18 protein-coding genes are annotated in these 21,748 nt (G+C 46.2%); 11 read left to right on the top strand and 7 right to left on the bottom strand.

Annotated elements, in window-relative coordinates; all coding sequences use genetic code 11:
* Positions 1-38: 38 nt before the first annotated feature.
* A complete protein-coding gene (locus HYN59_RS05385) occupies positions 39-1,181 on the bottom strand; it encodes a cystathionine gamma-synthase (RefSeq protein ID WP_108777291.1) in 1,143 nt (380 codons plus the stop codon).
* 273 nt (positions 1,182-1,454) lie between these two features.
* Between HYN59_RS05385 and HYN59_RS05380 the strand changes: the two genes are divergently transcribed.
* Positions 1,455-2,078, top strand: coding sequence for a DUF3298 and DUF4163 domain-containing protein (locus HYN59_RS05380; protein WP_245895670.1), 624 nt, complete (start codon positions 1,455-1,457; stop codon positions 2,076-2,078).
* Positions 2,079-2,150: 72 nt separating this feature from the next.
* On the opposite strand, the gene HYN59_RS05375 is transcribed toward HYN59_RS05380, so the two are convergent.
* Positions 2,151-2,606, bottom strand: a complete 456-nt coding sequence (locus HYN59_RS05375; protein WP_108777289.1) for a DinB family protein — start codon at positions 2,604-2,606, stop codon at positions 2,151-2,153.
* Between the two features lie 123 nt (positions 2,607-2,729).
* On the opposite strand from HYN59_RS05375, the gene HYN59_RS05370 reads away from it, so the two are divergent.
* The 7 genes from HYN59_RS05370 to HYN59_RS05340 all read left to right on the top strand — a co-directional run bounded on the left by HYN59_RS05370 (position 2,730) and on the right by HYN59_RS05340 (position 8,815).
* Positions 2,730-3,080 carry an arsenate reductase family protein gene (locus HYN59_RS05370; RefSeq protein ID WP_108779648.1) on the top strand — a complete coding sequence of 117 codons (351 nt, stop codon included), beginning with the start codon at positions 2,730-2,732 and terminating at the stop codon, positions 3,078-3,080.
* Complete coding sequence (locus HYN59_RS05365) at positions 3,080-3,973, top strand: DMT family transporter (protein WP_108777288.1); 894 nt, start codon at positions 3,080-3,082, stop codon at positions 3,971-3,973. Before HYN59_RS05370 ends, HYN59_RS05365 begins: the two co-directional genes overlap by 1 nt.
* Before the next feature lie 67 nt (positions 3,974-4,040).
* A complete protein-coding gene (locus HYN59_RS05360) occupies positions 4,041-4,901 on the top strand; it encodes a YicC/YloC family endoribonuclease (RefSeq protein ID WP_108777287.1) in 861 nt (286 codons plus the stop codon).
* Between the two features lie 45 nt (positions 4,902-4,946).
* Entirely contained in the window at positions 4,947-5,519 is a 573-nt protein-coding gene (gene gmk / locus HYN59_RS05355; protein WP_108777286.1) for a guanylate kinase, read from the top strand.
* Between the two features lies 1 nt (position 5,520).
* Positions 5,521-6,102 (top strand): nicotinate (nicotinamide) nucleotide adenylyltransferase, encoded by a 582-nt coding sequence (nadD, locus tag HYN59_RS05350; protein WP_108777285.1) that lies wholly within the window; start codon positions 5,521-5,523, stop codon positions 6,100-6,102.
* A gap of 154 nt (positions 6,103-6,256) precedes the next feature.
* A complete protein-coding gene (locus HYN59_RS05345; protein WP_108777284.1) occupies positions 6,257-7,417 on the top strand; it encodes an iron-containing alcohol dehydrogenase in 1,161 nt (386 codons plus the stop codon).
* A 402-nt stretch (positions 7,418-7,819) separates the two neighbouring features.
* Positions 7,820-8,815, top strand: a complete 996-nt coding sequence (locus HYN59_RS05340; RefSeq protein WP_108777283.1) for an NAD(P)H-dependent glycerol-3-phosphate dehydrogenase — start codon at positions 7,820-7,822, stop codon at positions 8,813-8,815.
* Positions 8,816-8,900: 85 nt separating this feature from the next.
* Here the strand turns inward: HYN59_RS05340 and HYN59_RS05335 are convergent, their stop codons facing one another.
* The 3 genes from HYN59_RS05335 to HYN59_RS05325 form a co-directional block, all read right to left on the bottom strand.
* The gene (locus HYN59_RS05335; protein WP_108777282.1) at positions 8,901-11,711 is read right to left on the bottom strand and encodes a GH92 family glycosyl hydrolase; all 2,811 of its coding nucleotides are present in this window, start codon (positions 11,709-11,711) and stop codon (positions 8,901-8,903) included.
* Between the two features lie 222 nt (positions 11,712-11,933).
* Positions 11,934-13,418 (bottom strand): tetratricopeptide repeat protein, encoded by a 1,485-nt coding sequence (locus HYN59_RS05330; protein ID WP_108777281.1) that lies wholly within the window; start codon positions 13,416-13,418, stop codon positions 11,934-11,936.
* Positions 13,419-13,605: 187 nt separating this feature from the next.
* On the bottom strand, positions 13,606-14,553 hold the full coding sequence (locus HYN59_RS05325; RefSeq protein WP_108777280.1) for an L-threonine 3-dehydrogenase: 948 nt from the start codon (positions 14,551-14,553) through the stop codon (positions 13,606-13,608).
* 228 nt (positions 14,554-14,781) lie between these two features.
* Here HYN59_RS05325 and HYN59_RS05320 point away from each other — a divergent pair, with 228 nt between their 5' ends.
* From HYN59_RS05320 to tnpA, 3 genes are all read left to right on the top strand, one after another.
* Complete coding sequence (locus tag HYN59_RS05320) at positions 14,782-15,444, top strand: hypothetical protein (protein ID WP_108777279.1); 663 nt, start codon at positions 14,782-14,784, stop codon at positions 15,442-15,444.
* 47 nt (positions 15,445-15,491) lie between these two features.
* Positions 15,492-18,803, top strand: coding sequence for a transcription-repair coupling factor (gene mfd, locus HYN59_RS05315; protein ID WP_245895709.1), 3,312 nt, complete (start codon positions 15,492-15,494; stop codon positions 18,801-18,803).
* A gap of 260 nt (positions 18,804-19,063) precedes the next feature.
* Positions 19,064-19,522 carry an IS200/IS605 family transposase gene (gene tnpA / locus HYN59_RS05310; RefSeq protein WP_108777277.1) on the top strand — a complete coding sequence of 153 codons (459 nt, stop codon included), beginning with the start codon at positions 19,064-19,066 and terminating at the stop codon, positions 19,520-19,522.
* Between the two features lie 150 nt (positions 19,523-19,672).
* On the opposite strand, the gene HYN59_RS05305 is transcribed toward tnpA, so the two are convergent.
* A complete protein-coding gene (locus tag HYN59_RS05305; RefSeq protein WP_108779647.1) occupies positions 19,673-20,767 on the bottom strand; it encodes an MBL fold metallo-hydrolase in 1,095 nt (364 codons plus the stop codon).
* 318 nt (positions 20,768-21,085) lie between these two features.
* Positions 21,086-21,748, bottom strand: coding sequence for an ACT domain-containing protein (locus HYN59_RS05300; protein ID WP_108777276.1), 663 nt, complete (start codon positions 21,746-21,748; stop codon positions 21,086-21,088).

The following is a 21,748-nucleotide window of genomic DNA, read 5'->3' as shown; positions in this document are numbered from 1 at the left end:
CTGCCTGCGGTAGGCAGGTCCACGAATCAACAAATCCACTATCCTAAAGCCTGCTCAATATCCGCTATCAGATCCTCCGCATCCTCAATACCTACACTCAGGCGCACCAGGTCGTCGCTGATACCGATCTCCTTACGTTTGTCTTCCGGTATGGACGCATGCGTCATCAGGGCAGGATGGTTGGCCAAAGACTCAACACCGCCCAGTGATTCGGCCAGGGTAAATACTTTAAGGTTTTCAAGGAATTTGATGGCCTCTGCTTTTTCGCCCGATGTGAATGTAAAGGAAACCATTCCTCCAAAACCGCCCTGCATCTGCCTTTTGGCAAGCGCATGGAACGGGTGGCTCTCAAGGCCAGGGTAATACACTGCTTTTATCTTCGGGTTTTTGATCAGGTATTCGGCTACTTTCTGTCCGTTCTCGCAATGGCGCTGCATCCTTAAGTGCAATGTTTTTATACCGCGAAGTACAAGGTACGAATCCTGCGGCCCAAGAGTTGCCCCTGTAGCAAACTGCAGGAAGTGCATCTGCTCGCCCAGTTCGGCATCTTTCATGATCAGGGCTCCGGCAATAACATCGCTGTGTCCCCCCAGGTATTTGGTAGCCGAATGCATCACGATATCAGCGCCAAGGTCTAACGGACGCTGAAGGTACGGCGTCGCGAAAGTATTATCTACCGCAAAAAGCACTTTTTTCTCCTTGCATATTTTGGCTACCGCTTCAATATCGGCAAGCTTCATCAGCGGGTTGGTTGGCGTTTCGGCCCAAACCAGCTTTGTATTTTCGTTGAATAGCGAACTGAACTTTTCAAGGTCGTTCATATCGACAAAATGAAATTTGATGCCGCTGTCTTTGTACACCCTTGTAAACATGCGGTAGGTACCGCCATACAGGTCGTCCATAGCAATAACCTCATCTCCTGCCTTCAGCATACGCAGTACACAGTCGGTCGCTGCAAGTCCGGATGAGAATGCCAGGGCACGCGCACCATTTTCGATGCTCGCCAAGGCGTTCTCAAGGGCAGTACGCGTAGGGTTGGCCGCACGGCTGTATTCGTAACCGCTGTGGACTCCGGGACTCGATTGTACAAAGGTTGATGTCTGGTACACCGGTGGCATTACCGCCCCGGTAGATGGGTCGTGGTGCTGACCGCCGTGTATGGTTTTGGTGTTAAATTTCATATAATGTGTAGTTTGTTTGTCAAATAATTTAGGCAAATTTACTGTAAAATGGTTATCTGTGTAACAAGGCAGCACAACCTTTTGTAAAAGAATAACACTTTGCTATATGAAACGCTATTTAACCCTGGCACTTGGCTTATTTTTACTGGCCGGATGTAAAAAGAGAAGGAAGAAACCACCGTTACAGAATCGCCTCAAGCGCCTGCAACCCTGAGTTTTGAACCCAAAACCTATTCTAAAAAAAGCACGATCTGCAAAAAGGAATGTACTTATGTGGATATTAAAGTGCAGGAAGCAGCCAATGGCAATCCCGAAGTAGCCGACAGCATCAACCAATCGCTGTTCAGGGTAGCAAGGAGCATAGTTTACTTTGGCGAAAAGCCTACCAATTCGAAGAATTATGAGGAGCTGACGGCTTCGTTCATAAAATCGTATGATGATCTGGCTAAAAAATTCCCTGAAGAGGCAGAAAACAGCTGGGAAGCTAAAATTAAAACCACAAAAGAATACCAGAGCGATAACCTTATCAACTTTAAGGTAAACAACTTTATGTATACCGGCGGGGCACATGGCTACGAAGGCAACAGGTCGGTCATAATCGATGCTAAAACTGGGCAAACCCTAAAGCGGTCGGATATCCTGAAAGATGAAAAAGGGCTTACCGCGTATGCTGAAAAGTCATTCCGTAAAAAATTCAATATTCCGGAAGAAAAGCCTATCAACAGTACGGGCATGATGTTCGACAAAAATGTTTTTACGCTGCCACAAAATATCTTTTATACCGATAACGGATTGCTGCTGCTGTACAACCCTGTAGAAATATCATCTTTTGCCGACGGGGCGAAAGAACTGGTTTTCCCGTATAGCGAGGTGGAGCAATTTTTAAAGGTTCAATAGTTCAGGGTTTCGAGTTCCGAGTTCCGAGTTTTGCGTCACTATGAGCAACCCGAAACCCGGAACTCTATAACTTTAAAGAAATTTGCGGATAGACATCATCATCCCCAAATGGATACCTTCATGGTAATTATTAAAGGCAATAGCATCTTCAACTGTTGACAACGTAAAGCCCAGCTGGGTTTTCCTTTCAGTAAACGTTGTAAATACCCTATTGTAATAATCCTCCTCTGTCCTTACGACAGGTGAGTACAGCAGCGACCTTATCTCATCGACTTCCTTTTGAGTGAGGTCGAACTCCGGTTTTGTGCCGCGGGTGTATTTGCCTGCAAGCTCATCGCTTACCATTAGTGTAAGTCCTGCTCCGCCATAGATCATGATCTGCTGTGAAACGATAATGTGGCCGATGTTCCAGATAAGGTTATTGTTGAAGCCTGGTGGAATTTTATTTAGCTGTTCCAGCGAATAGTTATCAAAAAAGCGGTCGTAAATTTCCCTGCTAGTGCGGGTGATCCTGAATTCGTTTTCCATTTTTGTCTGTATTGTTTGAGGTATAAATATAAAGGATTTTTAATTATGTTTTACAGCGATTAAAGACCCCAAAGGTTTTGAAAACCTTTGGGGTCTGCCATAAAAAACATTTACTTTTACGCCATGAAAAAAATATTCTACCTCAAGACCTGCGATACCTGTCGGAAAATACTGGCGTCGCTTCCCCATAAAGAAGGCTTTACACTGCGTGAAATAAAATCGGACCCGATAACAAGTGAAGAGCTTGAAGAAATGCACCGCCTTGCCGGGAGCTACGAAGCCCTGTTTAGCCGTAAGGCAACCCTTTACAAAGAGCGCGGCATGAAAGACATGCAGCTTACCGAAGCCGACTATAAAAACTACATAATGGAACATTACACGTTTTTGAGCCGCCCGGTGATCGTGGATGGCGACAGCATATTTGTAGGTAACAATAAAAAGGTGGTGGAAGCTGCGATCGCGCACCTTAGCTAATGGGAAAGCGTAACCTTGCCCTTATAGCCGCGACATTGGTATCCATAATTTACGGTGTGACATTTACCATTGCCAAAGATGTGATGCCGGCTTATATAAAACCTTTCGGGTTTATTGTGTTGCGTGTTGGCGGGTCGGCATTGCTCTTCTGGCTGTGTGCCTTCTTTACGCCTAAAGAGAAAATTGCCATAGGTGATTTTCCGCGTATCGCCGCGGCTGCACTTTTTGGCGTGGCGCTCAATATGCTTACGTTCTTTCAGGGGCTCAGCCTCACCTCCCCCATCATGGCATCGGTATTGATGGTTACTACACCCATGATCGTGCTCGTACTTTCGTCCATCATCATTAAGGAAAGAATAGCTGGCAAAAAGGCATTGGGCATCGCTCTTGGGCTTGCAGGGACTGTTGTACTGATCCTTTACGGAAAGACCGTTAATAGCAGCGGGAATGCCTTATGGGGCAATTTCCTGGTATTTGTCAACGCGGTGTCTTACGGCCTGTACCTGATCCTCGTGAAAAAGCTGATGGACAAATACAATCCCTTCACTTTCGTGAAATACATTTACCTGTTCGGGTTTATCATGGTACTGCCTTTCGGGTGGGAACAGCTCTCGGAAGTCGGCCTTGCCGCTATGCCGCAGCACATCATTATCAAAATTGCTTTTGTAGTTGTATTCTCAACGTTTCTTACCTACCTGCTCAACCTGCTTTCTATGAAACAGCTAAAGCCTACTACCGTTGCCGTGTTCATTTACCTCCAGCCGTTTTTTGCGACAGTGTTCTCCATCTCCCTTGGCAAGGACGAACTGAGCCTTGTTAAAATACTTTCGGCACTCTTTATATTTACGGGTGTTTATCTGGTTACGATGACGGGGAAAAGCAAATCTGCCTGATGTTAAAAATCTGGCAATGACTCGCTCTCCATTATTTTTATTAACTTTACGGCTTTAAATTTTTTGCATGATACAATCGATGACAGGCTTTGGTAAGGCTTCCCTGCAGCTGGCCAACAAAAAAATAACGGTAGAGGTAAAATCGCTGAACAGCAAAGGGCTCGACCTGAACGTGCGCATGCCATCCGTATTCCGTGAGATGGAATTGGGCCTTCGTAACCAGATCGCACAAAAGCTGGAACGCGGCAAAATAGACTTCTCACTTTTTGTTGAAGTTACAGGGGAAGAGACTTCTGCTAAAATAAATGCGCCCATCGTAAGATCATACATCCAGCAAATGAAAGAGGTGATTCCCAATGCCGATGAAACGGAGCTGATGAAAATGGCGGTTCGCATGCCCGATGCCCTGAAAACGGAGCGCGAGGAAATCGATGAGAATGAGTGGGGCAATATACAGGGCGTTATCACACAGGCGCTTGACAACATCCATGACTTCAGGGTGACCGAAGGCGTATCGCTGGAAAAGGAATTCCTGATAAGGATATCCAATATCCTTTCTTTAATGAACGAAACCGTAGCGCTTGACGGCGAGAGGCTTCAAACTGTAAAGACCAGGCTTCACGCCTCTATTGAGGAACTGAAAGTAAATGTAGATGAGAACCGTTTTGAGCAGGAGCTTATTTACTATCTCGAAAAAATGGACATCACCGAAGAGAAAGTAAGGCTCGAGAACCACTTGAACTATTTTATAGAAACCATTGCCGGCACCGAGGCCAACGGCCGTAAGCTGGGATTCATCACCCAGGAAATGGGACGTGAGATAAACACCATGGGCTCCAAATCCAACCACGCCAAAATGCAGAAGCTGGTAGTACAGATGAAGGATGAGCTGGAGAAAATAAAAGAACAGGTCTTGAACGTTCTTTAAATTCCAGGCTCCAAATCCCAATAACAAACGACAACACAACGATTAATGAATAAAGGCAAATTATTAGTATTCTCGGCTCCTTCCGGGTCGGGTAAGACAACCATAGTCAGGCACCTGCTGGCACAACCGGAACTGAACCTGGAATTCTCGGTTTCCGCAGCAACGCGCGAACCGCGCGAGGGTGAAAGGGACGGGAAAGATTATTACTTCATATCGCTGCATGAATTTAAGCAGCACATCAAAGCCGAAGATTTTGTGGAATGGGAAGAGGTGTACCGTGATAACTTTTACGGCACGCTGAAAAGCGAAGTAGAGCGCATCTGGGCGAAAGGCAAGAACGTGATATTCGACATCGATGTGGCCGGAGGATTGCGCATCAAAAAGAAATTCCCCGAAGAAACGCTTGCAGTTTTCGTAAAGCCCCCCAGCATTGACGAGCTGAAGATACGCCTCAAGAAACGTTCTACCGAAAGTGACGACAAGATAAACATGCGCATTGCGAAGGCATCGGTAGAACTGGCCACAGCACCGCAGTTTGATATTGTAATAAAGAATTACGATCTGGATGTTGCCAAACAGGAGGCGTATGAACTCGTGAAAAGTTTTGTGAGCAAATAATATGAAAGTCGGGCTGTATTTCGGGACATTCAACCCCATGCACATAGGGCACCTCATCATAGCCAACCATATTGCGGAATATAGCAGCCTCGACCAGGTATGGCTCGTGGTTACGCCCCACAACCCTCTCAAGAAAAAAAGCACCTTGCTGGACGACTACCACCGCCTGCAGATGGTGTTCCTGGCTACGGAAGACTATCCAAAACTGAAGCCCAGCGATATTGAGTTCAAGCTGCCACAGCCCAATTACACCGTACATACACTGGCGCATTTGCAGGAAAAGTACCCTTCGCATGAGTTTTCCCTCATCATGGGCGAAGACAACCTCAACTCCCTCCATAAATGGAAGAACTATGAGGTGATACTGCAAAATCACGACATCTACGTTTATCCGCGCCTCAATACCGAAACCATCAACCCCGAAATTGCTGCCAACGCCCGCATTCACCGCGTCGATGCACCGGTAATTGAGCTATCATCCACCTTCATCCGCGAAAGCATTAAAGCAGGGAAAAATGTAATGCCGATGTTACCGCATAAAGTTGGGGAATATTTGGAGCATAACCTTTTTTATAAAAAATAGTCGCAGTTTTCAGTCGCAGCCTGCCTGCGGCAAAGGCAGGTCACAGAGTTACTGTAATTACAGTGCGATTTAACAGCAATCGTGGCACTGAAAACTGTGACTGTGACTGTTTACTATTTCATGCTTTTATGTAACTTTACTAAAAAACTTCACCATGCTTAACTTCGAACTTTATAACCCCGTGAACCTCGTGTTCGGCAAGGGGCAGATAGCAAAACTTTCTAAACTTATCCCGGCTGATGCCAAAGTGCTGCTTGCCTATGGTGGTGGGAGCATTTTTAATAATGGCGTACATACGCAGGTAACCGATGCCCTGAAAGGCTACGATATTACCGAATTCGGCGGTATTGAACCCAATCCGCGCTATGAGACCGTAATGAAGGCCGTAGAAATTGTACGCGAAAAGGAAATTAACTTCATCCTGGCGGTTGGCGGCGGATCGGTAATCGATGCAGTGAAATTCATGTCGGCAGCCGTAAAGTTTGACGGCGACCCTATAGACATCCTCCAAAAAAGGATACGTATCGAGGGCAACACACTGCCTTTCGGTACTGTGCTTACCCTTCCGGCAACGGGTAGCGAGATGAATTCGGGGTCGGTCATAACGATCAATAAAACACAGGAAAAACTCAGCTTTGGCGGGCCTGCCGTATTCCCGCAATTCTCAATATGCGACCCAACCGTGGTGGCTTCACTTCCAAAAAGGCAGGTACAAAATGGCGTGATCGATGCATTTACCCACGTGATGGAGCAATACCTTACCTACCCGCACGATGCCATGCTACAGGACAGGATCGCTGAGGGGATATTACAGACCCTTATCGAAATAGGCCCTGATGTAGCCGAAAACCCTGCCGATTATAAACTGGCATCCAACTTTATGTGGTGCTGTACCATGGCGCTGAACGGACTCATACAAAAAGGCGTGCCAACCGATTGGGCCACCCACATGATTGGCCACGAGCTTACAGCATTATATGAAATTGACCATGCCCGCACGCTGGCCATCATCGGACCGAACCTGTACCGCGTGATGTTCGACACCAAAAAGGAAAAGCTGGCACAATATGGGCAAAGGGTGTGGAATATTACCGAAACGGATACCGATAAGGCGGCCCATGAGGCTATCGAAAAAACAGTTGCGTTTTTCAAAGCTATGGGAATGCCATCGAGGATATCGGAATATACTGCCGATTATGCGTCAACAGCCGATTTTATTGTAAAGCGCTTTGAGGAAAGAGGCTGGAAGGCAATGGGCGAACGCGGCAATATTACCCCTGATAAAGTACGCGAAATAGTGGAGATGAGCTATTAAAGATAATTGAGTAAGCCTATCATCCTGAACGCAGCTTGCGGAGTGAAATCTAAAAAATTATAGTTAGTGATTCTCCTTCCTCAGACGCCTAACGAAGTGGTTCAGCGAAGCTAGTGACAAATCCCACAAAAAATAAAAGGCATTCCTGAAAATATAGGAATGCCTTTTAAAACACCAAAAACAAAAAATTTAACTAACCTTGTATATCCTTAACTTATAAACAAAACTGTTATAGATTAACGAGGGCAACCTCTTTACATTGTGTCAGGCAATCATAATAAAATGTTAATTTTTACCCAACTGATGCCAAACCTTTTTATAAAAAAAGAACAATAGCATCCCGCAATTGGGCACATTCTTTTAAATTTAAGTATTTTTGGCCTTTCAATTAATTGAAGTAAAATGAGTGACACTCCTAAATTCGCCGTTATCGGCGGCGGAAGCTGGGCTACGGCTATCGCCAAGATGCTTTGCTCAAATGTGCCTGAAATAGCATGGTATATGCGCAATAACGACGCTATTGACCACCTGAAACTGCAAAAGCACAACCCGAATTACTTAAGCTCGGTAGAATTTGACACCAATAAGCTCAGGCTTACCAGTGATATAAATGAGGCGGTTGCCTATGCCGATTATGTGATATTTGCCGTGCCGTCGGCATTTTTGAGCGGGGAATTGGAGAAGCTTACCACAAGTCTTGAAGGCAAGGTAGTTTTCTCAGCAATTAAAGGTATCGTTCCCGAAACCAGCCTTATCGTTGGCCAGCACTTCCATGAAAATTACGATATCCCATACGATAATATTGGCGTAATTACAGGCCCGTGCCACGCAGAAGAAGTTGCCCTGGAGCGCCTTTCTTACCTTACCATTGCCTGCGGCAACGAGAAAAAAGCCAAGATAATGGGTAAGAACCTCAACAGCCATTATATTAAGACCAAGACTTCCGATGATATTGTGGGTACTGAATATGCCGCGATGCTTAAGAACATTTATGCCATAGCAGCTGGTATTGCACACGGCCTTGGGTATGGCGATAATTTCCAGGCGCTGCTCATGAGCAATGCCATCCGGGAGATGAAGAAATTTATCCGCAAGGTACACCGAATGAAGCGCAACATCAACAACTCTGCCTACCTGGGCGACTTGCTGGTGACGGGCTATTCGGTATTCTCGCGCAACAGGATGTTCGGTAATATGATAGGAAAAGGCTATACCGTGAAATCGGCCATGATGGAAATGAGCATGGTGGCAGAAGGTTATTATGCCGTAAAAAGCGCCCACAAGCTCAACAAAGAGTATAAGGCCAAGACCCCTATAATCGATGCTGTGTATGCTATTTTATACGAAGGCAAGGATGCGAAATCGGTTTTCAGCAAGCTAACGGAGAAGCTGGATTAAAACCAGCCCCCTAACCCCCGAAGGGGGAATTCTTACTCTTGCGGCAAGAGTGGTTATGGGACTGAGTGAAATTCCCCCTTCGGGGTTAGGGGGCTATAGTTATCTCATCAATAAATATAAACGCATCACTGCCTGCGCCCTGGTGCCATTCAGGTAACTTGCCATAGTTATAGGCTTTTATTTTTATATATCTTGGCTGGGTATCGAGGTTACCCTCAAAAGCGCTTACCTGCACATCATAGTTTTGAGCCTGAACGTAGTTGTTTACGGTTTGGGCGAGTGTAAAATTCACATTGTCATCAGAAACATAGTATTCCACTTTTGTCGGGAACATTATCCATGCCCTGCTGTCCTGAAGGAACCGTGTGGCAATGCTTTTCACGGGCATTTTTTTCTGTAAGTCTATCACTGCTTCAAAATCCTGCCCCTGGTAACCCTGCCAGTCCCCTTTGCGCCAATTTTCTGTACCGAATATGCCATCCAATAATCCGTCCGGGCCGCCTGCATGGTATTGCGGGTTGTATTTCGATTTAATTGTAATAGTATAGTTGTTAGGCTTCTTAAAGAAATGAGCGGTAACCGTGTTGCTCTTGTGTCCGTACCTTTCTGTATAAGCCAGGACAGTACTGCTTTGGTTTATTTCGAATGGCTTTATATATTTTATGAATGCCGGTTTGCCTGAATTGTCATCAACCATATAAAAGATCGTGTCATCCTTACCATAGCATGTTATACTAATGGTCATTTTATCCTTAAACGACTTGCTTTCCGCTTCGATAACCGGAACAGGCTTTACGGTAGTGTATGGCTCGGTGAAGCCTATGCTCAGTGGCTGCAATTTTTCCATATCCTCCCGGTAATGCGCCTGGCGGAACAGCATTCTGGTACCATCCTCATAATTAAATTGTACAGCCGGGAAATACGGCTTTTGCGTCATCCACACATCATCGCCCGGAGTTACCTTGTAAATGCCTGCACTGGCCAGTACATACCAGGCACTCATTTGACCACAGTCTTCATTACCTATCAGGCCGTCGGGTGCATTTTTATAAAAATTATCAAGGATGTATTTTATTTTCTGCTCTGCTTTTTGAGGCTTTCCTACATAATGATAGAGCCATGCCATGTGGTGGCTCGGCTCATTGCCATGTGCATATTGCCCGATAAGGCCTGTAATATCCACCTGCTCACGACCCGTCGTAGCTGAAGGGGCAGCAAAAAGTTCGTCGAGTTTCGCTTCAAATTTATCCCAATTGTCACCATGCGCATCAATGAGGCTGCGTATGTCCTGAGGCACAAAAAAAGTATACTGCCAGCTGTTGCCTTCGGTAAAGTTATTATTCACCTCACGCGGGTCGAAGGGCTTTTCCCAACCGCCGTTACGCTTCGGCCTCATGTGCCCTGTGGAGGGGTCGAACAGGTTTTTCCAGCTTTCCGACCGGTGCATAAAGTAATCGTAGTCTTCCATTTTTTTGAGGCGCAGCGCCATTTGTGCAATGCACCAGTCATCGTAGGCATATTCCAAGGTTTTCGATACGCTTTCATGCTCATCGTCAATGCTGATAAAGCCGTTCTTTTTATACGCATCCAATCCGAAAATATCGAGCATGGCACTGTGCTTCGCGGCTTCATAGGCTTTTTCATAGTCAAATCCCTTTATGCCCGCTGCCATTGCATCGGCTATAACGGAAACAGAATGATATCCTATCATGCAGTCGGTTTCGTTGCTGGCTAGTTCCCATACCGGCAGCCTGCCCCCCTGTTCGTATTGCTTAATGAATGTATTTATGAAATCGGCCGTACGCTTCTTTTCGATCAGTGTGTACAGCGGGTGCGCCGCCCTGAAGGTATCCCACAACGAGAACACCGAATAGTAGTCAAACCCTTCTGCCTTGTGCAGCTCATTGTCGCGGCCACGGTACATGCCATCCACATCCATCGCGATATTCGGCTGCATCATGGTGTGGTATAGGGCTGTATAGAATATCGAAAGCTTATCTTTGTCCGATTCTGTTATTTCAATTTTCGAAAGTTCTGTATTCCATAACGTCCGTGCTGCTTTGCCTGTTTTTACAAAATCCCAGCCCGGCATTTCGGCCTTCATATTCTTTGCTGCTCCTTCGTAACCTGTGGGTGACAAGGCTACTTTTACCATCAGCTTCTCTCCTGCCTGCACTTCTTTACTAAAGCTTAAAGCCAACAGCGAACCTGCAAAGAACTTGTCAGTCACTTTTGCCGGGGCAAAAGCATTGTTATTCACTGCCGTTATCTTCATCGGCTGGCTGAACTCGATGCGCGCATATACATACTGGTCGGCTGCCCAGGCGCTACTGCGGCGCAGTACCTCGATAGTTTTATTATCGATGACTCTTACCTCGCCCATGATCAGCTTGTCGCGGTGGTTAAGGTCGAGGATGATATTGGCCTGCCCGCTTTTAGAAAAAGTATATTGCTGCAGCCCAACGCGCGGGGTAGCGGTAAGCTCTACCAAAATGGCATCATCGTCCAGCTTTACTGAATAATAGCCTGCTGCGGCTTTTTCATTGGCATGCGAAAAAGTGGAGGAATAGCTTTTGCTGTCGAGTTTTGGCTCGCCCATAGCAGGCATCAGCATGATGTCACCAAAATCCGATACACCCGTCCCGTTAAGGTGCGTGTGCGAAAAGCCGTAGATTACATTATCTGAATAATGATAGCCGCTGCAACCGTCCCAACTGCCGTCGATGCGGGTATCCGGACTCAACTGTACCATCCCGAAGGGCACCGTAGCGCCGGGAAATGTATGCCCGTGGCCGCCTGTACCGATAATGGGGTTGACATATTTGGCGTAGTCTTTATTTTGCGAATAAGAAAATATGGAAACAACTAACGAAAGCAGTACGACTGTTTTTTTCATTTTTTAATTGAAAATTTCGATAAAGATAGAAAAGATTTTTTTTGGTTTTTTTGCCACGAATTACACGAATTTTCACAAATTGCTGCCTGAATAATTTTACCACAAAGTTCACCAAGATTTTGCACAAAGTTCACAAGGCTGGACGGACAGATCTGTACAACTGGATCATGCAGATCAAAATAAATTTGTGAAAATTCGTGTAATTATTGGCTAAACAATTCTCTAACGTATCAGGTATTCCAGAAAAGCCTCCACTGTTTCATATCCTACTGCGTTCAGTTTTTTCTTGAGGCGCATCTTGCAGACACGTACGCTTTGGGGCGAGATACCAAGGATATTCGCCATGTCGGGGCCGTTGAGCTCAAGGCGCATGAGTACCAGTATTCGGGTCTCCGCTTCGGTAAGGGCAACATTGCTTTCCTTTATGCGCGAGAAAAATCCGGGGTATATTGCGCGGAAGCGGGACTGGAACTGTGCCCAATCCTCATCGGTGAGTATTTTTTGGTCAAGCAAAGCCGTTATCTCGTCTTCCGTAGGCTCGTGAAGTTCCGGTGCTTCCGGAGTTTCTTCCTGAAGGCTGGTGATAATGGCATTCTTCCGGGAAAGGTCGATAATATACGTCTTCAGTTCCTGTTCCTTTACATCGATTATCTTTTGCGTATTCAGCAGCTCCATTTCCAGCTGGCGTTCCTTAAAGCGTATCCGCGACAGGTAGCGGTATACGAAAAACGCACCTATGAGCAGCGCTGTAAGTATCCCGAAACCGATTGTCCAGAGGCGGTTGTTAGCTATCTCTTTCTCATTTTGCAGGTTCTGTATGCGCAGGTTCTTTACTTCGAGGCCCAACTCCGCCTGGTTTTGCGAGAGGCGCTCGCTTTGGTTGGCCTCCATCAGTTCACGCTCGATTTCAAAGTATTTTTTGTAGTAGTACAAGGCAGAGTCAGCCGTGCCAAAACGCTCATGGCTCTTGGACAATTCCTCATAAGCCTCCCTTATACGCACTTTGCTGTCGAGCTTCCGTGCAATGGCAAGGCATTTTCGTGCCGCATCAAACGCGCGGGGAGCATCGCCTTTTTTGGTGTACACCGTGCCGATGTTCTGCCAGGCCGTGGCCATGCCTTCGGCGTAATTGATGCTGCGGCATTCTTCCAGCGACAGGAAATAATATTTCAGCGCCGGGTCCAGGTTTTCACCATAGCGGTATATCTGCCCCTCGTTATTATAGGCAATAGCGAGGTCGCGGGGTTCATTAAGCTCTTTAAATATCGCGATGGCAGCACCGTTTTGTTCGAATGCTGCCTTAAAGTCGCGTCGTTCCTTTAGTATAAGGGCCCGGTTGGTATGTGTAAGCCCGAGCAGCCGCTTCATTCCGGTCTCTTCAGCCAGCACCGCAGCTTCATTATAGCATTCCATGGCAGCCTCATTGTTTTCCAGCCGCCAGTGTACCAGCCCCAGGTTATTGAGCAGCGTGGCCATTTCCTTTTCATCTCCCTGCTGTTTTACCTTTTTATAGGCCTGGGTGAAATAGTCCAGCGCTTTCTGGTAATTACCGATGCGCCACTGCTCATTGCCCCGGTCGGTAAGGCTTACCGATTCGGATACCTCTTTTTTACCTGTCGCTAAAGGTTCCTGCCTTTCTTTTTGGCATGCGCCGAAGAACAGCAAGAATGCGGCAAGTCCAAAAGCTAATGCAACAGTTTTTTTCATAGCGGGCAAGGCGATGGTTTCGCTTACCGCAATATAGAAAAAAATTATGTTGGTGGATTTTAGATTCTTTATTTAAACCTACAAGGTTTTTGAAACCTTGCAAGTTAGGCAACCGACATATTGTACCTCCTGCAAGGTCTTGAATACCTTATAGGTGTAATTTAAATTTATTTAAGGAGAAAGATAACTATTCCGCCTTTGCAGCAAGATGCTCCAGCATATCCGCCGTCATGGCATCCAGGTCGAAATTGTGCTTCCAGCCCCAGTCCTGCCTGGCACTGCTGTCGTCAATGCTTTGCGGCCAGCTGTCGGCTATCTTTTGGCGGAAATCAGGTGCATAATCAATGGTGAAATCCGGGATGTGCTTTTTGATGGCATTGGCAATCTCTTCAGGAGTAAAGTCCATTGCCGAAAGGTTATAAGCCGATCGTATCTTTATATTTTCGGCAGGTGCCTGCATGATCTCTACAGTAGCACGGATGGCATCGTCCATATACATCATTGGCAGGCGGGTTTCTTCGCTAAGAAAGCAGGTGTATTTGCCGTCGCTTAATGCCTTGTGGTAAATATCAACGGCATAATCGGTCGTACCGCCGCCCGGCAGTGTAGACCAGCTGATAAGGCCGGGATAACGGATGCTGCGCACATCTACCCCATAAATATTATGGTAGTATTCGCACCAGCGCTCGCCGGACTGCTTGGAAATGCCGTAAACCGTAGAAGGTTCCATCACAGTATACTGAGGGGTGTTCTGCTTAGGTGTAGTTGGCCCGAACACGGCAATGCTCGAAGGCCAGAATATCTTTTTGATCTTCCCCTCTTTAGCAATATTCAGCACATGGAAAAGCGAGTTCATATTAAGGTCCCACGCAAAGGCAGGGTTCTTTTCTGCAGTCGCCGAAAGCAGCGCCGCCATAAGGTACACATCTTCAACCTTGTGTTTTTCAATTATGGACTGCACCTGGTTAAAGTCGAGGGCATTCACTACTTCAAACGGGCCGGAAGCTACAAATGCAGGGTCGCCTTTCCTGACATCCGAAGCCACGACTTCATCTGTGCCGTATATGCTTCGTAGTTTTGCTGTTAGTTCCGTGCCTATCTGCCCGCAGGCCCCGATGATGAGTATTTTTGCCATGTTGTGTTCGTTTGCAATGCAAATATAATAGTTTCGAATTATGAAATTTATTCTTTTACCTCATGTATCTAACAAAATTTTAAAAGATTGTGATTCCGCGAAGGCGATAAGCAAATTATCCATAAAAAAACAAACAATTAAATTATAAGCCTGCCCATCTTAAAGAAATTAAAAAGATGACAGGCGGTTTGGCCCAACATTTGTAAATTTGCCATCAATTCAAAGAACATGAAATACCTTAAAGCAGTCATTATAGTGCTCTTATCATTTGCCCTGTTCTCGTGCGAAGACGACCAGCAGCAGCGCATTGCGCAGGCAAAAAGGATAGAGAGGCAAAACGACTCCATAGTTAAAGCCCTTAATAAGAACTGGAAATTCAGCCTTCCCACAGCTTCTGCCAAAGCACAGCAGCAGATGGGCAGCTGGAACGAGTGGGACCAGTTGAGAAATGAGATGCTGCAAAAACCCGCAGGCGACCTGAGCGCTTACCGCCAGAAAACCAAAAACCTTGTGGCAAAAGCCGAGATGGCCCGTAATACCATACCGGCCGCTTTTAGCAAGCCCCAGGTAAAAAGCCGTTTTGATGTGATGGTCACCAAAATAAAATCGCTCCATACCTTTGTGGGCGTAGATCCGGTACCCGCCAAAAAGGTTTTTGAGATCATGGGAAGCATCGATAAGGAGGCCGCATCGATATTCAACCAGTTCGACGAGATTATCCGTATCAAGGAAATACCGAAAGAAGAAGGCGAGCAGGAAATGCTGAAAGCCCTGGACACGGTGCGTATGGCCAATCCCGAAGCGCAGCCGCAGCCTCCTGCAAGCATATCCCAACCGACACGCAGAATAACACCGGCAGGACATGGTAATTTTATCCGACCAAAAAATTGAGACCTGAATTTTTAGATAAATACGGGCAGTCGCCCAAAGTAAAGCAGATCGCCGACGCTATCGCAAAGCCGGAGAACAAGCTGCAGGTAAAGGGCCTTTTGGGCTCTTCGCTGTCTTTTGTCATCGACCCGCTGTTCCGCCAAAGCGAGCTACCGTTCCTCCTCATCTTAAAAGACAAGGAAGAGGCCGCCTATTACCTAAACGACCTGGAGCAGCTCATAGGCGACCAGGATGTGCTGTTCTATCCCGGCTCCTACCGCCGCCCTTACCAGATAGAGGAGACCGATAATGCCAACATACTGCTGCGTGCCGAGGTGCTCAACCGCATCAACTCACGTAAGAAGCCCGCTATAATCGTCTCTTATGCCGAAGCCCTTTTTGAGAAGGTAGTAACGCGCAAAGAGCTTGAAAAGAACACCCTGAAGATCGCGACAGGCGACCTTGTATCTATCGACTTTATCAATGAGGTGCTTTTCGAATATGAGTTCCGCCGTGTGGATTTCGTTTCCGAACCGGGCGAATTCTCTGTGCGCGGAGGGATTGTGGACGTGTTCTCTTTTTCGAATGATAACCCTTACCGTATAGAGTTCTTCGGTAATGAGGTAGACAGCATTCGTACGTTCGATGTGGCCTCGCAGCTGTCATTGGAAAAGAAAAAGAAAATTACCGTTATCCCGAACGTTGAGAATAAATTCCTCCAGGAAAAAAGGGAGAGCTTTCTGGAATATATCAGTGAAAAAACGGTCATCTTTATAAAAGACAGCGAGGCATCACTGGCACAGCTGGATATTCTTTTCGGCAAGGCCAATGAAGCTTTCGACAAATTATCCAAAGACCTGAAGCACGCCTCTCCGGAAGAGCTGTTCCTCAACCAGCAGGCATTCCTGAAAAAAGCATTAGACTTTACTATAGTAGAACTGGGCAACCGCGCCACTTTCAAAATAAGCCAGGTGTTCGAGTTCCATATACAGCCGCAGCCGTCGTTCAACAAGCAGTTCGACCTGCTGCTGAACAACCTGCACGAGAATCACCATAACGGTTTTAAGAATTACCTGTTCTGCTCGAATGAAGCGCAGGCCAAACGCTTTGATGGCATTTTTGAAAGCCTGGACGAAGCCAATCATGAAAGTACGCGCAAGCAGTATAAAACCATCGTCTTCCCCATTTATGAAGGCTTTGTAGACGAAGAAAACCAGATCGCCTGCTACACCGACCACCAGATATTTGAACGCTACCACAAGTTCAGCATCAAGAACGGGTATTCGAAAAAGCAGACCATTACACTGAAAGAACTCAACTCACTTTCCGTTGGCGATTATGTAACGCACATCGACCATGGTATCGGGAAATTCGGCGGACTGCAAAAAATACAGGTGGAAGGCAGGACACAGGAAGCGATAAAGCTCGTGTATGCGGACAATGACATTGTGTATGTGAGCATCCACTCGCTGCACAAAATATCGAAATACAACGGCAAGGATGGTGCGCCACCTAAGATATACAAACTAGGTTCCGGTGCATGGAAAGCTCTCAAGCAGAAAACAAAGGCACGTGTTAAGCACATTGCCTTTAACCTCATACAGCTCTATGCCAAGCGCCGGTTGGAGAAAGGATTCCAATACGCGCCCGACAGCTATTTGCAGGCCGAGCTGGAGTCGTCTTTCATTTACGAAGACACACCCGACCAGATCACCGCAACACGTGATGTAAAAGCCGACATGGAAAGCGAGCGCCCTATGGACCGCCTGGTGTGTGGCGATGTGGGCTTTGGCAAGACCGAAGTTGCGATACGTGCCGCCTTTAAAGCTGTGGATAACGGCAAGCAGGTAGCCATCCTTGTACCAACTACCATACTTGCCTACCAGCATTACCGCACTTTTAGCGAACGATTGAAAGATATGCCTGTGAGCATCGGGTACCTGAACCGTTTCCGTACTGCCAAACAAAAGGCTGATACCCTGAAGCAACTGGAAGACGGTAAGCTGGACATCCTCATTGGTACGCACCAGCTGGTTGGCAAAGGCGTGAAGTTCAAAAACCTGGGGCTGCTTATCGTAGACGAGGAACAGAAATTTGGCGTAAACGTAAAAGACAAACTGAAGACGATTGCCGCCAATGTAGACACCCTTACACTAACAGCCACCCCAATACCAAGGACACTGCAATTCTCGCTCATGGCAGCACGCGACTTATCTGTAATTACCACGCCGCCGCCCAACCGCTATCCTATAGAGAGCCAGGTGGTGGGCTTTAATGAAGAGGTTATCCGCGATGCCATTTCGTATGAGATACAGCGCGGTGGGCAGGTGTTCTTTATCCATAACCGTATCGAGAACATTAAGGAAGTAGCCGGAATGATACAGCGGCTGGTGCCGGGTGCGAAAGTCGGCGTAGGCCATGGCCAGATGGATGGTAAAAAACTCGAGGAACTGATGCTTGCTTTTATGGAAGGCGATTTTGATGTGCTGGTTGCCACGACCATTATTGAAAGCGGGCTTGACGTACCCAATGCCAATACAATATTTATCAACAATGCCAATAACTTCGGGCTGTCCGACCTGCACCAGATGCGCGGCCGCGTAGGCCGGAGCAACAAGAAAGCGTTTTGTTATTTCATAGCGCCACCGTATTCGGCTATGACCGAGGATGCCCGCAAGCGCATACAGGCGCTGGAGCAGTTTAGCGAGCTGGGTAGCGGGTTCAACATTGCGATGAAGGATTTGGAGATACGCGGGGCAGGGGATCTTTTAGGCGGCGAACAGAGCGGTTTCATCAACGAGATCGGGTTTGAAACCTACCAGAAGATTATGAATGAAGCCATTGAGGAGCTGAAGGAAAACGAATTCAAAGACCTGTATGACGATGGCGATGACGATACCGAAAAAGAATACGTAAAAGATCTGCAGATCGACACCGACTTCGAGCTGCTGTTCCCTGACGAATACATCAACAACATTACCGAAAGGCTCAACCTGTATAACGACCTTGCTACCATCAAGGACGAAGCCGGGCTCATCGCCTTCGAGCAAAAGCTTATCGACCGTTTCGGGCCGCTGCCAAAACAGGCACAGGCGCTGCTTACCAGTATGCGCATTAAGTGGGCTGCGACCAAAATGGGCCTCGAAAAACTGGTATTGAAGCAGGGCAAAATGGTAGGCTATTTTGTAGGCGACCAACAAAGCGATTACTACCAGTCGGCATCCTTCCGTAAAGTGCTGAAGTTCGTGCAGCAGTTCCCGACCTTATCTAAAATGAAGGAAAAGCAAACGAAGAATGGATTGCGCTTGCTGCTTACATTTGAGAATGTGAAATCGTTGAAGAAAGCATTGGAGTTACTGGAGATGGTGTTTGAGGAGTAGAGTTTTATTCATATATCGCTCCTCCGGAGCTTTTGTACTTGCGATAGATCCAAGGCTATAAATATACCACTCCTCCGGAGTTGGCCTGAATGCCCAAGATATCTGTTGTAATTTCTAACTATTTTAAACAGACAGTGATAGTCAACCCCTGATGTATTTACAGCAAATACATAACCGTATTTCAAAGCTCCGGAGGAGCGGTATATTTATAGGATTAAATACGTATCTTTTCTAAAAACTCCGGAGGAGTGATATATAAAATGGCAGACACTTATTCGCAAATATACATTCATATCGTTTTTGCTGTAAAAGGAAGATTGAATCTTATATCTCCCAGATGGAAAGATGAATTGTATAAATATATAACAGGCATCATTACCAATGATGGGCAAAAATTGATCGCCATAAATGGCATGCCTAACCATATCTATATTCTCATCGGTTTAAAACCAACGATAGCATTGTCTGATCTGGTACGCGATATTAAAGCAAGTTCCTCTAAATTTATCAATACTCAAAAATGGATCGCAGGGAAATTCGAATGGCAGCATGGTTTTGGAGCATTTTCATGTGGCCATTCACAATTGACAAAAGTTATAAATTATATCCAAAACCAAGAAGAGCATCATAAGACAAAAACATTCAGGGAAGAATATTTAGAATTCTTAAAACTTTACAATGTTGATTTTAAGGAAGAATTTATTTTCGAGGAAGCGTGAATTATATATCGCTCCTCCGGAGCTTTAGATAATTTCGTTAAATTTTTAGCTATAAATAGGCCGCTCCTCCGGAGCTGGCTGACCGGGAATTCATTCCATTGTATAGAAACTGTGACTGCAACCTGCCTTTGCCGGCAGGCAGGCTGAAAACTACTCCAAACCCTCCCACCATTTCTTAAACACCTGCGGTTTATCTAAACTCACCTTCTCTCCTATCATTGGTGTCAATATTGGCATACCCTGTTTTTCGGCTTCGGCAGTGACGCTTTTTATGGGCTCATCCCAGTCGTGCAATGCGAGCGAGAATTTGGCCCAATGTACCGGCAGGAGCTTTTTGGCTTTGAGGTCGTGTGCGACGGTAACCACCTGTTCCGGCAGCATGTGGATGTATTTCCAATATTCGTTATACTGGCCACATTCTAATATAGCAAGGTCGAAAGGACCGAACTTTTCACCGATCTCTTTAAAGAAATAATCGTAGCCAGAATCACCGCCAAGGAATATCCTGAACGATGGTGTCTGTAGTACGAACGACATCCACATCGCCTTGTTGCGTGTTAAGGTGCGTCCGGAAAAATGGCGTGCGGGAGTCGTGCCGATGGTAAAGCCATTGCCGAGCTCAATGGTTTCGTTCCAGTCCTTTTCCTCAATAAGGGACACGTCATACCCCCATGCCTGCAGATGTTCGGCAGTGCCAAGGCTGGTAATGACTTTTTTTACTTTTGGCTTTAGCTTCAGCACGGTTTCGTAATCAAGGTGGTCCCAATGGTCATGACTGATGATGAGGATATCTATTTCCGGGAAATCTGCTACGGTATAAACATCGCTGCCGGGAAAGGCTTTGGTGGTGAACTTTACCGGCGATGCATTGCCACTAAATACAGGGTCGACCAATATTTTCTTTCCGTCCACCTGCATGAAATAGGACGAATGACCGAACCAAACTAAAATGTTCTCATCCGGTGCGAGGCTGTGCAGGTCGGTTTTCTGCGAAGGCAGCGGATCTTTGGGCTTACTGCGTTTCCTCTTCTTAAAGAAAAACTCATAAAATACCTGGAAATAACTGACCCCTTCTTTAAGGCTGGGCGTGTGGCTGAGGTTTTGGAACTGGCCGTCTTTGTAATTGGGCGATCTTTCGATTCGTTTTTGTCTTTCGCCGGAAGGCAGTTTCCCAAATTGCGGCTGGTTCATGAAAACGGCTATTCCTGCAATGAGGAAGATAAGGATTATGAGGGTTGTGAACATTGATGCGGAGTTATACCCAAAGATAAAGAGAAAAGGGATGTGGATGACACAGATTTCTATCTTATCAGTGCTTTCATTTTTGATTTCACGCAAAGTCGCAAAGCCGCCAAGACTCATGCTGAAACAATGTGCCCAGAAGACGCAAAGCTGAATTGCCTCCAATTCTTATCCGTACAGCCTTTGCGACTTTGCATGACATTATCTACCGATTTGTGGGCAGAGTATTAGCTTAGCATTACGAAACAGATTTTTTGAAATAGATATAAAACCAAAAATGCAGCGATAAGACCGCTGCATTTGTATTTACTATATCAAAGCCTATTGCAGGCTCTTCAAATCTTTTATCACTTTAAAGGCCATATCCACCTCATCTTCGCTAACCAGAATGGTAAACTCATAGGATGTAGAGATCACCTCGTTGATGATGATACCTTCCCATGCCAGCCTTTGGAAGATGTAGTAGTATACGCCCGGCGTAGAGATATTGTCTTTTGGAAGCTTTACCGTGATCGAAGCCAGGTTATCGGTACGCTCTATCTGCTTTTCGTCGGCAAAAAGACCATCTACTACATGGCTCATCGAAGAGCTTACCACAACATTGGTTTCATTCACTCCCCTTGACGAGGTATAGAAAACATCGGGATTCGCATTGATCTTTGCAATAAGCTCGGCCTGCTTGTTGAGGATGGTATCGCTTACGGCAAAGGTATAATCCGTGAGTGAAGAGCGCACAGTGATTTCGCCTATGCCTTTCAGCACCTTAACGATCTTGTGGTTAACCCTGAAATCCAGGTCTTCGGAAAGCCTTTTTAACGACATTACCACAGCGCCCTGTTTTACATCTTTACCCAGTTCCTGCTCAAGTTCAGGCATCATGTTGCGGGCAAGCGATGTGAGGTTGATGATCCCTTGGGAGAGGGCACTCAACAAAAATGGCTTTGTTTTAATGTAGTGTTCGACTACAGAAGAAATAGTTTTCAT

This window comes from Flavobacterium album (genome assembly GCF_003096035.1).
GTDB classification, from domain to species: domain Bacteria; phylum Bacteroidota; class Bacteroidia; order Flavobacteriales; family Flavobacteriaceae; genus Flavobacterium; species Flavobacterium album.
The sequence above is the reverse complement of the archived record's forward strand: the minus strand, read 5'-3'. Positions and strand labels throughout refer to the sequence as shown.